Here is a 12,820-nt window from a genome sequence, read left to right as displayed (position 1 = left end):
ACAACAGGTGGTCGCAAAGGAAAAACACTTAGAACATGGTCGAAAAAAAAGCGCCGTACAAGGACGGCGCTCTTTTCACGACGGTTTGAGTCCCCTGACGGATTAGTCGCGGCTCATGAAAATACGCAAGACGTACCAGAACATCAAGGCAATCGATGCGAATAATTGCAATGCTGCAGCCACATAGCGATCATCATCGTAATGATGGAAAACATTGGATGCGTCATACAAAATAGCTGCGCCCGCTAAACCCACCATTGCTACAGAGAAGAACAAGCCCAATTGGAAACCAAAAATCGCGCCTGCGACGATCAAAGCAAGCGCCACGACGCCGCCCCACTTTAACAAGCTGCCTAAGAAACTAAAATCCTTACGCGAAGTGTAAGCGACGGCGATTAATCCACCAGCGCCGATCAGAGTAACGACTGCTGCATTGGTGATCATGCCTGGCGCCATAGCATTGGCAATCGCTAAAATCGGTACGAATAAGAATGCTTGAGCCACAACATAAGCAAGCAATGCTGCATACTGGGCACCTTTACTGGTCGCCGTATGTGCTGTACGGGTAGCCAACCAACCGACCAACATAAATGCGCCAAGAATTGCCAACCAAGGCAAAGCCAGCATGGCACGCGCCAAACTATCGGCAATACCAGACATAAACAGACCACATTCGATCAGTGTAAAGCCAACAATTGCAGCTCCCAAATGATTAAATGTGCGACCAATAAATTGCTCACGGGATGGGCTATAACCACCTTGTGCGTCTACGATTTCCATGTTTTCCCTTTATTGTTGATTTAACTGACTGGCCCAGATCACTCCTATTCGGGCAATCAAATCACCAGCGTGCGGCAAGCTTAACGTGATTTTTTAACAATGGCAATCCACCCCAAGCACCTACGCAAAACTGCGCTAGCTAGAGCCTGCCCTCGAATGCCTTTATCGGGGGCGCGGAGCCGAAGACAGTGCGAATGCACGGCGAGACGACGACAACACCGCTCGCGTCACGATTTTCGTCAGCCGCAAGGACCGACGCAAAACTGCGCTAGCTAGGCGCGGAGCCGAAGACAGTGCGAACGCACGGCGAGGCGAACGCAACAACGCTAGCCTCATGATTTTCGTCAGCCGCAAGGACCGACGCAAAACTGCGCTAGCTAGGCGCGGAGCCGAAGACAGTGCGAACGCACGGCGAGGCGAACGCAACAACGCTAGCCTCATGATTTTCGTCAGCCGCAAGGACCGACGCAAAACTGCGCTAGCTAGGCGCGGAGCCGAAGACAGTGCGAACGCACGGCGAGGCGAACGCAACAACGCTAGCCTCATGATTTTCGTCAGCCGCAAGGACCGACGCAAAACTGCGCTAGCTAGGCGCGGAGCCGAAGACAGTGCGAACGCACGGCGAGGCGAACGCAACAACGCTAGCGTCTGTTTTTCGTCGGTCCTTCCGGGATTTGAACTTTGGCGCTGCCCACCCCATGCCTCTCCGGCTCACTAACAGCCGTCACACTACCATCGGCATGAAACACGATAGCACTCGCGGCGCCGATTTCTTTGTCGCTTTCATCGATGGTCCAACGATGCCCTTTGGCTGCAAGCGCTTGTGCCTGTGCGCTTGCCGCGAAACCCGGTTCGACTTGGGTGACCACATCATTGCGTTCGGATAAACGCGGCGCGCCAAGTGCTTTCAACATGGACATATTGAGGTCCACATGATTCACGATACTTTGCAAGACGGTGGTAATAATCGTTGATCCACCTGGACTTCCTAGGGTGAAGGCGGGCTTACCTTCCTTCAGGGCGATCACAGGCGAAATGCTGCTGCGAGGACGCTTACCGGCTTCTGGCACATTCGGGTGCGGTGCGGCGAAGTCAAAATCGGTGAGCTCATTATTGAGTAAGAAGCCATAACCCGGCACCACCATACCATTACCACCCCAGTCCTCGATGGTGTAGGTATAACTCACAATATTTCCCTCGCGGTCGCTCACCGTCAAATGCGTCGTGTGTTTGCGCTCCTCTTGCAACTTCTGTGCGGCTGTTTGCGGACGCAAGGTAATACTTGGATCGTTCTGATATTGGTATGGATCGCCCGCCACTGCAGCCACATCACGCGCCATCGCTTGCTGCGGATTGATCAATTGAGCACGCTGTTGCGCATAAGCCTTGGAGAGTAAACCTTGTACTGGCGCGTCAACGTATTCAGGGTCCGCAAGATAAGCATTGCGGTCGGCAAAGGCGAGCCGCGCTGCTTCAAGATACAAGTGCTCGACCTGTTCGCGCGGCATTTTTTTCAAATCAAAATGTTCGAGCATATTGAGTGCTTCAAACACGGTGACGCCGCCGCTACTGGGCAAACCCATGCTATACAGATCGAGTCCACGATACGTCGTATGCACCGGCAGACGCCATCTCGCTTCGTAGTTGTCTAAATCGCTCAGTTGCATTTTCCCTGGTACCACTGCGACACCTTGATTGACTGGCGGTTGATTCACGGTGTTAACAAAGGCTTGCGCGACGGGCCCGCGATAAAACCCATTCACACCGGCTTGGGCAATCAGGCGATAAGTTTTGGCGAGGTCTGGATTGCGGAAATGAAAACCAACCGGCAGGGCTTGACCTTGATGAAGATACAGTGCGCTGCTCGAACTATAACGTTGGAACTTGGCCGCAGCACCTTGATTGAGATGGTGAAAAATAGGCGTGATCGGAAAACCGCGTTCGGCCACCGCGATCGCTGGGCTCAGAACCTTTTTAAAGGACATGGTGCCGTAGCGTCTTAAAGCTTCGTCCCAGCCGCGCACGGTGCCAGGTACACCGACTGCCATACCGCTGTTGACGGCGTCTTCCCACGCAATTGGTTTGCCATCGCGCATAAAGGCATCAGAGCGGAAACCTTGTGGCGCTGTTTCGCGATGATCGAGGGTGATGAAACGCTTTTCCTTGGCGAGATATATCAGCATGAAACCACCACCGCCAATGCCACAGCTGAATGGGTCAGTCACACCCAAAGTCGCCGCTGCAGCGACGGCGGCGTCGATCGCATTACCACCACGATTCAATACCTGCATCGCCGATTGTGTCGCGTATTCATTGATGGTCGCTGCAGCACCACCTCGTCCGTGCATTTCAGGCGTTTTTGTGTTGGCTGCGGTGGTGTTGTTGGACTTTGCGCCCGCCATGCTCGGCAGACTTAAACTCAACAAGAGCGTCGCCGCGATCAATCGTGGAAGGATACGAAGTGAGGAAGTTTGCGAATCAGCAGATAAATAGGTGGAGGAATACGCGGAGGAATAAGTTGGCAAAACTTGCATAGCAATCCGTTCGAGAGTAGGGAGTGATCGATTCAAATGTCGACGTTTCTTGAACGATACCCGAAACAGAAATTACTAAGCAAGCGCCTTATGAGACAGTTCTATTTCAAGCTAAGACACAATCCACTTTTTCAACCAAACTCGCCAAGCTCCGCAGATTGGCTTTCACGACCTTGGTCTCACCGCTATGAATAAAGATCACTTCGACATCGCCCGATTTCGAGGGGCGCAGCGGGACATGGGTCGTCTCTAACCATGTCTGGAATGCATATAAAAATGCAATCAACCCCAGCAAAATGGTCGCCAAAGTCTGCACAAATTTTTTAAATGAAAAGTATTTTTGAAATCGAAAACGCATGACGAACTCCCAGTCAATCGGCAACGCTGTTTGACTATGCAGTTTCCATGCCAATTCTTGGGAACAATCTAAGTCACTGATTCTTATAGAATCTTATCTACATTACCACCTCAAAATAGTGTCCGCACTGTGCAAAAGCGAACAGTACCGAACAGTTTCCGAACACTCGTTTGGACAGTGCTACAATCGTCTAGCACTTTGTTGCCGAGTCGCCGCGTTGCCACAATGTTTAAGAGTGGTGCTCGAGGCCAACCTCTCCATGCTGAGCTTTTATGTCACGTCGTCGCTTCACTTTTCTGATCACTACGCTTCTCGGCGAATACTGTCTCAGAGCGTTTGCCTCCCATGTCATGGCGCAACCCATCACGGAAGTCACTAAGGTCAATGCTAGCGATGAAGAGCCATGGAGACTGAGTCCGGCTTTAGTGATACACAGCGCAGCCAAACGCTATCAGAAAAAAATCCAAGAACTGGCCCATGGCCACTTACTCGACCGTAGCGCGAGCTTTCTTCAACGGAGCAGCAGCATCTTGAGCACTTTGAGGCAGCAAGCGTCGCGCGATTTTCCGGAAACGCAGGCATGGCAGTGGGAACTCCACACTAGCGATGAAGCCGAAGAGAGCTCGTATTGCATGGCGGGTGGAAAACTTCTGATTAGTCTGCCACAGGCGCAGCGCATGAGCTTGAATGACATGGAACTGGCGATGTTGATCAGCCATGAAATGGCGCACGCTTTACTACACCATCACTTTCTCGAAGACCGAGAGGCCTTGCGCCGCTTTCCAAGTTTGCAGACGAAAAATTTTGAGGACTTTCAGGACGCCGTCGACGAAGATGATGTCATCCTCACTGCACTCGCTGAGTTTGATAAGGCGCAGGAATATGAGGCAGATTTGGTGGGCTTTCAACTCGCACTGCGAGCCGGTTTCGCTGGGGCTATGTTGATACGTTTTTTTGAGAAACTACGCAAACACAGCGCCTATCCAAACTTTGATAGCAAGAGTCATCCCGCACCAGCACAACGTCTACAACGCTTGCGAACGTGGTATCAACAACAGACACCTACGGCCAAGCAAGCTTAGGGTTTGTAGTTCAATAGCGCTGCGCGTAATTCCAACAGATCATGCGGTTCGAACACTTGATAGCGATCGTTCTTGCGCATCATGGCCAGGCGCAATACGCGAACCTGAGGAAACTTTCGCATCACGTAGGCCTTCAATTCAAATGACTGTTCCGTGTTTGGCACACGAACCTGCACTACAACTTCCTGATGCAAAGGAAACACATGCGCATCATGGTGTTGCTCTGGATCGCCCTGTAATTGAACGCGGATCGCTTGCTCCGAAATATCAATAATTTTCCATGCATGATGCCAAGGTCCATTCACTTCGGCGAGCATGACTGGCACATTGGTATGCGCTCGTGCTTTGGTCCTTTGATCGGTGATACTCATGGTCTCAATGGTCGGCTGCAAGCAGATCAAGGTGCTATGGGCGTAGGGACCACTTTCTAACAAGACGTTTTCGCGCACCACGGTATCCAATACCGAGGCGCCGCGCCCACTTTGCGAAGACAACAAAGAAATCGTATTGCCAATTTCAAATTGACGGCCACGCCCCAGCGCCGCTCGTCGCTCATAATCCAAAGTGCGCTCAAATTCCGACGTATCTGGCACCACGAGGTCAAACTGGGTGAGTTGCGAAACATGCAGCCTTTCACCCGCGCTGCCAATTTTGAAAAATGCCGGTGAGCCCTCTGCATCCGTGTCGATTGCTGTCAGGCTGTAAATGAAATGACCATTGACACGATAGGCCACCACCATCGTATCGAACACGATGTTTTCCTGATGATTGGGGTAATAACGTTGCTTGCGACCGATAGGAAATAAGTCCATCACGGGACGCAACCAAGCCAAGCGCTGGTCAATCGAACTGGTTTCATCCAGCACGATATGCGGCTTCTCTGTACTACCGAATGCAATACTCAAGAGCGTTTTTAACACGTCAACAGTCTCAAAAAATAGGGGGTTACACCACTTTTACATCGCTTTTACATCGGCATGATGCATCATTTTCTACGTTATCCTGCATTGTGCCTCGCGCCTCGCCGGAGCAAAAGCAAGAATAGATAGGAGAAGTACCAGCTTCAGAAGAACTTGCACAATATCGTGACACAATATAGTTTCCTTTGAGAACCATTTTCCGCTTAAAATAGTCTGCTGAGACTAGCAGCTCGCTCCATCTTCATCTTCTGTTCTCGTAACGCCGACCGAATTTATGCAACTTGATCCTCGCACTATGCTCATCGTTTGGGCTGCTATCAATGTCATGTTTGCTGGCATGTTGGGTTTGATCAGCCAGCAATCCGACAACATCCGTGGTGCGAAACAATGGGCGTGGGGTGATCTTCTGATTGGTTTATCGTTTGCGATTGCCAGTCAAGTCAGCTTCCCCCCACAATTCATCATAGTCTTTCTCGGTTCGATTGGGGTCGGCACCGGCATGGGTTTACTGTACAACGGCATCGAAGCATTTCGTGGCAAACGATGCAGTTATTGGGTTCCCGTCGTTCTCTCGCTGGTGCTCTTTCTGAATAACTATGGTTTGTCGACCGTCATTAACGAACCGCGCCTACGCATCTTCATCAATTTCTTTTTGTTTTTTGTGATCCACGTTGCCTGTGCTCGTGCACTTCTCATTCGCATTGAACCTGGCTTACGTACGGCATATTGGTTGGCAGGTCTATCGTTTTCCTTGATTGCTATGTTGGCTGTGGCCCGTATGATCAACCTGTTCTTCCTCACCAACAGCACGGTCAGCATGTTTAACACAACAGGTGTGAATCCGTATGTGTTTTTCTTCGCCAGCATGGCGCAGATGGCGATGTCACTCGCCTTCATGCTACTGATTAATACCACGCTCGCCAATCAACTCAAAAACTTAGCGGCGACCGATCCACTGACTGGCCTCATGAATCGCCGCAGTTTAGATATGGAAATCACGCGTCAGCTCGCGAATGAAAAACGCAACGGAGAATGCCTTAGCTTGATGATGATAGACGTCGATTACTTCAAACGCCTCAATGATAAATTTGGCCATCCCGCTGGTGACGAAGTTTTGCGTCGCTTGGCGCATTTGATGCAATCGGTGGTACGCACCAATGACTATATTGCCCGCTATGGTGGCGAAGAATTTTGCATTCTTCTTCCCGGTACTACCGAAACTCAAGCCTTGGTTTTGGCCGATCGCATTCGTCGTTTATTCACCGACCTGATTATCGAATGGGACGGCAATATCATTAGCAGCAGTGTCAGTATCGGCGTGGCGGATACGGAACACGACGCGCATGAAGCACATTCCCTCTTGAGTGCGGCAGACCTCGCTTTATACATGGCGAAGCACCAAGGCCGAAATCGCGTGGTGGCGTTTTCGACCTATGGTCAGCACGATGTGAGTGTCATCGCAAACCGCGCTTGATCGGCTTGCGATCAAACCCGCGATCGACGCTACTAAACACCACCATCACGCCAGCTGATCCACTGCGAAGCTTATTTGCTGCGTGTTGCCGACAGTTGTGCACGCGCCATCGGCTTGCCGCGCAAAACCACCGTATCGATTTGATCGTAGGCCTGCACCGTCTTCAAAGGATTGTCTTTGAGTAGTAACAAGTCTGCCTGCATACCGACGGCGACGCGTCCAATCTTGTCACCTAGACCCAAGGCTTTGGCATTAGCTTGCGTCAACGCGGCAAACAATTCCTCGAGACTCATTCCCGCTTCCAACCATCGATCCATTTCCCAGCGTCCATTCATACCAGGGAATTGTGTATAAAAAGGACCGCTCGGCGTGTCACTACCAAACTGCAAAGTCGCACCCGCTTTGTGTAGATTCGCCGTCATGTTTTGCACAGATCGTAAAGGCTTGGCGTACATTTTCTTCATCATGAGATAGGTGTCCTCCGCCGATGCACCGGGCTCCACCACTTGTTCGGCCAGCATACGTTTAAAGAATTGCCCCGCCTCCGATTGATACCATTTCACTAAACTGGCTGGCATGCCATGTTGCACATATGGATGGTCGAAAAAGTGGGGATTGGTCTCTTCTAATTCACCGCTCAAGACTTGAATCGTCGGTTGCACAGCGATACCGGCTTGCTTGAGTTCAACCGCCATTTCTTGTAAGCGCGCTTGGTTCAACTGCGGGTCGACGCCTTTTTCTTCATGCCACAAACCATGTACCAAGACATCGACACCGGTTTTCAAGGCGAACTCATAAGCCGCTTGCGAATTGCCATGCAAATACACCGGCATGTGACGTTGATGCGCCTCTTTGACGACCGCTTGTATCATCTCCACCGTCGGTACTGGCAAATTCTTTTGCGGGCCAAAGCCCGTTTCGTAAAACACTTTGACGCAGCTTGATCCAACCTTCTGCGCCAAATTCACGACGTATTCTGGCGTATGTTGTTCTTGTTTGAAATCGCTAGGATAAGTCTTGGCTTGCGCTGGGTCCCACAACATGGCTTGGGCGATAGGGTGTTTGAACTGTGTCTCTTTCCCCATCATGATGGCAGGGTAACCATTCGGAATCGACAAAGGCGTGCAATACAAGGCGCGTGGCGCCATCGGATTTTTATTCCAATTAGCGATGAAGCCTGATTCACCGGTCAAATCCAAGATCGTGGTGAAACCGAAGTAAGAATAGCTACGCGGAATTTGCTCGCGCGCTTGCTGCAACATCGCCTCATCTTTGGGATCGTAAGCGGTGTAGCCCGGCACTCCATCCAAATGGACGTGAGCATCAATCAGTCCCGGCGTCAGGTAGCCACCTTTACCATCGATCTGCTGACCCTTGTTTTTTAATTTGAGCTTTTTGCCAATCGCAAGAATCTTGTCGCCCTCGATCAAGACATCATGCAAGGCATCGCGAGAGACCTCACCGCCGAGTACGTGGACGTTCTTGATCAGGACTTGCGACGGATGATTTTGGACCTGCGCGGCAGCAAAATTGCTGATTAGACTTGTTAACAAAAGACTACTAGCAGCGAGAACGCTGAGTTTCGATGGAACAAAAGACATTTGATTTTTCATTAATGACATGTTGCATCCTCCCAAAAAAGTGATGCCATTGTGTTTTTTGAGCGCGAATCGAGCGACCGAAAACACGATCGAGGACGCCTCAAACGTGTTTTCGGACTCAAAAACAGCACTTTTCATATCAAAAAATTACGAAAGTGAGCAGAATGCTTGCTTTTTACGGTAATCGATAGCGAGGCGCAGTGACTTGCGACGAATGCATCAGCTATCATAAAAACATGGATTCTTTGATCAGTCATTTACAAATCGCCAACGCCATTTTGAGCACTTTGCTGGCCGTGCAATTGTTCACCATGCCGGCTTTACGCAAAACGCCTAAGTTGATATTGGCCTTCAACTGCCTGCTGTATGCGCATCAGGGTTTCGCTTTAGCGGCCATGTTGAATGGCTACACTTTCTTTTTTGGCATCAGCCGACCTCTCATGGCCATGCTCTTGGGGCCAGCGCTGTATTTGTATTTCTTGTGCATTCATCGTGCCGACAGCCGACTTGAAAAACGCGACTTCTGGCATTTCGCCGTCGTCACGCTTTTGTTTTTGACTTGCCTATTGGTTCGCCCGCTGCGTTTCCTGATCGACTACCTGATCTTCGGCAGCTTCTTGGCTTACACCCTCAGTATTCTGTGGCAAGTAAGACAGGGCGAGCGTGCGCTCACTCATCTGCGCGAACACGTCAAATCAGCACAGCTCTGGTTGCGCTGTTTGATTTTCTTGGCACTAGCCAATCTCGCTTTCGAACTAGTGATCGATCTGGAATTGATGCAAGGAACCTCCTATCGCGACTCCAAAGGCTTACTCGTCGCTAGTTTCTTCTTCCTCGGCGTCAATGGATTTTTGATGTTCGCCGCCTTACAGCGCAGCCATTTGATTGAATGGATGTATCAGTTCGGCGATCAGATCATGGGCGGCCATGAGTCCAACAAACCGACAGCGCCTGAGGCATCGCCCCAGCAAACTGAAGAGCCCGTCGAGGACAATCTACGTCCCAGCAATCTCGCTGAACTTCGCACGCTGTTCGAACGCTGGGAGAGCTTGGTCAAAACGGAACAGCTGCATCAACTCGACTTTGGCATCACACTGCCACAAGCCGCCCGCAAACTCGGCATACCCGCCCGCTTGCTGTCGAATGCGGTGAACCAAGTGTATGGCCACAGTTTCTCAGTCCATCTCAATGATTTACGCGTCGCAGAAGCAGTGCGCCTTTTGCAAACAAATCACAGCATCAGCATGACCGAGCTGATGCACGAGGCTGGGTTTAGTAGCAAATCGAATTTCAACAAAGAGTTTTTGCGCGTCACCGGCAAATCACCGTCGGCTTTTCGGGAAGCGATACAAGCACCAAACGGCGTCGATGAAGTGTGAACGTGATCCAGTTGGATCGATGGTATTGATTCAAATTTGCGTTAGGATGATGAAGGACGCGAGACGAGAGCTCGCTTATTTTTTGTCGTGAATTTGGAATGGGTGTTTACTGATCCTAAGATGCGTATTGAGTACGGTGAAAAGGTCGCGAAATAATATGATTAAAATTATCGATGGTTTAAATGGATATCAGTTCATTGATGTATCCATGGAGAACATTGACGAAAGTATTTCGTATATCTGCGCTGATTCATCTATGCGAAGTCTCTATTTAAGTTCGAAAAATCAAAATGAAGGCTTGATCGAAAGAATTTGTGTACATCCAGATCGAACTAAAATTCGACATCTGCACATCATGTGCGAAATCGAAAATGTACGATTATTCGAATCGTTTGATTGGTTAGAAGAAATTAATTTTGGTGTGGAAAACACCAGATTTAATTTTTCCAAAATGAAAAACTTGAAAATGCTTGGCGGAATATGGTCGAAATTCTGGAAAGGTTTGGAACATTGTCTGCTATTAGAATCGTTTCATGTTTCGAGATTTAGCAATCTTGTTGCCTCTATACCTAATCTAGCAAAACTAAAAAGGATTGTATTGATTCAGCCAAACTTAAGTTCATTAAACGGTATCGAGTCCGCAAAAAGATTAGTCGACTTAGAGCTTACGATGGCTAAGAAACTAGAAAACATTGATGCTTTGAACAGTTGTGCTCCTACTCTTTTGAAGTTGAAGCTCGATGGTTGCCGAAAAATTAGATCTTATGATGCAATTGAAAAACTCGTAAATCTTTCATATCTAATTCTTTCAGGAAGTGCTGACTTAGTCTCAATTTCGTTTATCGAGAAAATGCCGAAACTTGTCACACTCAGCATTTATGAAACAAAACTGCTAGACAATAATTTGACCTACTGTATTTCACACCCGTCTTTGATTGATTTTAGAAGTGAAAATAAGCGGACTTACATACCCACTGTGCAGGAAGTGGAAGCGAAGTTAATTTCAAAAACGAAAAATAGCGAGTTCAACAATATCTAGTTGGACGCCCAGTTCCATAAACAATATTTTGAGTTGGGGTCTACGACTTCCTAATTTAAGTTTGAAGGCGACCATGCAGACAACAATCAAGCACACCGAAGACTTTCAGGAAGCCCACATTCGACAACTTCACGCCTTATACCAAGAAGAGTGGTGGACACGCGGTCGCAGTCTAGAGGAAACCCAAGCGTGCATCGCGGGCTCGACGCTCTGCATCGGCCTCGCCGACGACCACGACAAACTGATCGGCTTTGTTCGAGTCCTCAGTGATTTGATTTTCAAAGCCATGATCTTCGACGTCATCGTCGATCCCTCACAACGTGGACAGGGCTTAGGCGATCAACTTCTACGCTTAGTCAAACAACATCCACGTCTACAAAAGGTCAAACATTTCGAGCTCTACTGCCTACCGACCATGCAGGCATTTTACGAGCGGCATGGCTTTTCAGATGAACTTGGAGATATCCAGTTGATGCTGATTCAGCAGACACCCACTTCAAATAGCAATAAATTATTAAATTATCTTGCAATTTAATAATCGCTAACCTAAGCTAAAGCCACTGTTTTTTCTTCTCAAACGAAGGAGGTGGCTGATGCCGATGGCTCGAAGTCGTTACGTCTCGCTCGAAGCAACACCGTACTATCACTGCATAGGGCGCTGTGTTCGTCGCGCTTTCTTGTGGGGTAAAGATCATTTCTCCGGGCGAGACTTCTCACATCGGAAAGCCTGGGTGGTTGAGCGTTTGGCCGAACTCTCTGAGGTGTTTTCTATGTCGGTGTGCGCGTATGCAGTCATGTCTAACCATTACCATGTCGTGCTGCATGTCGATCGCGAAGCTGCGGAGAAGTTAAGCCAAGAGGAAGTGCTGCAACGCTGGTCTCGTTTGTTCAATTTGCCCTACATTCTTGATCAGCTCATGCAAGGCAAAAATCAAGATGTAGCGACAAGGCGCGTTGCGGATGAGTTTGTCGAACAATTACGCGCTCGCTTGTACGATATTTCTTGGTTTATGCGCTGCTTAAACGAATCGATCGCACGCCGCGCGAATGCTGAAGATCAATGCACTGGCCGGTTTTGGGAAGGGCGTTTTAAGAGCCAAGCAATTTTAGATGAAGCTGGTTTGCTGGCTTGTTGTGCCTATGTTGATCTCAATCCGATACGTGCAGGCATTGCCGATCTGCCAGAGAATTCGGATTACACGTCCATTCAACAACGCTTACGAGATCTCAAAAAGCCAAAGGCAAAACGGCAGAAATCAACTACACCTTCAACGTTCGCAAAACAGACCAAAATCCCACTCCATCCTTTTGGCAATTCACTCAGTGTCGCACCAGCCCAAGGTCTACCATGCACCGCACGTGATTACATCGAGCTAGTCGATTGGGCAGCACGCATCGTTCGCAGCGATAAAAAGCATGCGATGTCACAACGCGTTCCACCGATCTTGAAACGCCTGGGTTTTACACCTGAAGAGTTTATCAAAGCGACGCGCGCCAAAGCGATGACGCGTGGCACAGCAATTGCACAGGTCGAGCGCTTACGTGCCTATGCTGAGCATTTAAAGAAACGTTGTGTGATTGGAGTCGCGATGCCGGTTTGCACATGATGCTGAGTGCGCTTGCACTTATCTACTACGTGACTCCAAAATAAAA

The 12,820-nt window shown here is 49.3% G+C and carries 11 protein-coding genes; 6 read left to right on the top strand and 5 right to left on the bottom strand.

The features are described from left to right. Positions 1-102 precede the first annotated feature (102 nt). The 3 genes from RF679_RS00810 to RF679_RS00800 form a co-directional block, all read right to left on the bottom strand. Positions 103-780: a Bax inhibitor-1/YccA family protein gene (locus tag RF679_RS00810; protein WP_309482327.1), complete on the bottom strand. Its 678-nt coding sequence runs from the start codon at positions 778-780 to the stop codon at positions 103-105. Positions 781-1,421: 641 nt separating this feature from the next. Continuing rightward, positions 1,422-3,314, bottom strand: a complete 1,893-nt coding sequence (gene ggt, locus RF679_RS00805) for a gamma-glutamyltransferase (RefSeq protein ID WP_309482326.1) — start codon at positions 3,312-3,314, stop codon at positions 1,422-1,424. A 106-nt stretch (positions 3,315-3,420) separates the two neighbouring features. Further along, positions 3,421-3,672 (bottom strand): hypothetical protein, encoded by a 252-nt coding sequence (locus tag RF679_RS00800; RefSeq protein ID WP_309482325.1) that lies wholly within the window; start codon positions 3,670-3,672, stop codon positions 3,421-3,423. A gap of 272 nt (positions 3,673-3,944) precedes the next feature. On the opposite strand from RF679_RS00800, the gene RF679_RS00795 reads away from it, so the two are divergent. Beyond that, a complete protein-coding gene (locus RF679_RS00795) occupies positions 3,945-4,754 on the top strand; it encodes a M48 family metalloprotease (RefSeq protein WP_309482324.1) in 810 nt (269 codons plus the stop codon). Here RF679_RS00795 and RF679_RS00790 read toward each other — a convergent pair. Continuing rightward, a complete protein-coding gene (locus RF679_RS00790) occupies positions 4,751-5,674 on the bottom strand; it encodes a hypothetical protein (protein ID WP_309482323.1) in 924 nt (307 codons plus the stop codon). The genes RF679_RS00795 and RF679_RS00790 overlap by 4 nt on opposite strands. A 274-nt stretch (positions 5,675-5,948) precedes the next feature. On the opposite strand from RF679_RS00790, the gene RF679_RS00785 reads away from it, so the two are divergent. After that, positions 5,949-7,148: a GGDEF domain-containing protein gene (locus RF679_RS00785; protein ID WP_309482322.1), complete on the top strand. Its 1,200-nt coding sequence runs from the start codon at positions 5,949-5,951 to the stop codon at positions 7,146-7,148. Between the two features lie 71 nt (positions 7,149-7,219). On the opposite strand, the gene RF679_RS00780 is transcribed toward RF679_RS00785, so the two are convergent. Then, positions 7,220-8,770 (bottom strand): amidohydrolase family protein, encoded by a 1,551-nt coding sequence (locus RF679_RS00780; RefSeq protein WP_309482321.1) that lies wholly within the window; start codon positions 8,768-8,770, stop codon positions 7,220-7,222. Positions 8,771-8,985: 215 nt separating this feature from the next. On the opposite strand from RF679_RS00780, the gene RF679_RS00775 reads away from it, so the two are divergent. The 4 genes from RF679_RS00775 (at position 8,986) to RF679_RS00760 (ending at position 12,774) form a co-directional block, all read left to right on the top strand. Then, positions 8,986-10,128 carry an AraC family transcriptional regulator gene (locus RF679_RS00775; RefSeq protein WP_309482320.1) on the top strand — a complete coding sequence of 381 codons (1,143 nt, stop codon included), beginning with the start codon at positions 8,986-8,988 and terminating at the stop codon, positions 10,126-10,128. A gap of 157 nt (positions 10,129-10,285) precedes the next feature. Next, the gene (locus RF679_RS00770; RefSeq protein WP_309482319.1) at positions 10,286-11,167 is read left to right on the top strand and encodes a hypothetical protein; all 882 of its coding nucleotides are present in this window, start codon (positions 10,286-10,288) and stop codon (positions 11,165-11,167) included. A 73-nt stretch (positions 11,168-11,240) separates the two neighbouring features. Beyond that, complete coding sequence (locus RF679_RS00765; protein WP_309482318.1) at positions 11,241-11,702, top strand: GNAT family N-acetyltransferase; 462 nt, start codon at positions 11,241-11,243, stop codon at positions 11,700-11,702. A 58-nt stretch (positions 11,703-11,760) separates the two neighbouring features. After that, complete coding sequence (locus tag RF679_RS00760; protein ID WP_309482317.1) at positions 11,761-12,774, top strand: transposase; 1,014 nt, start codon at positions 11,761-11,763, stop codon at positions 12,772-12,774. The last annotated feature ends 46 nt before the right edge of the window (positions 12,775-12,820 follow it).

Origin of the sequence: Undibacterium cyanobacteriorum (assembly GCF_031326225.1) — a bacterium.
Taxonomy (GTDB): domain Bacteria; phylum Pseudomonadota; class Gammaproteobacteria; order Burkholderiales; family Burkholderiaceae_D; genus Undibacterium; species Undibacterium cyanobacteriorum.
Note: the sequence above shows the minus strand (reverse complement) of the source record. Positions and strands in the feature narration are given on the sequence as shown.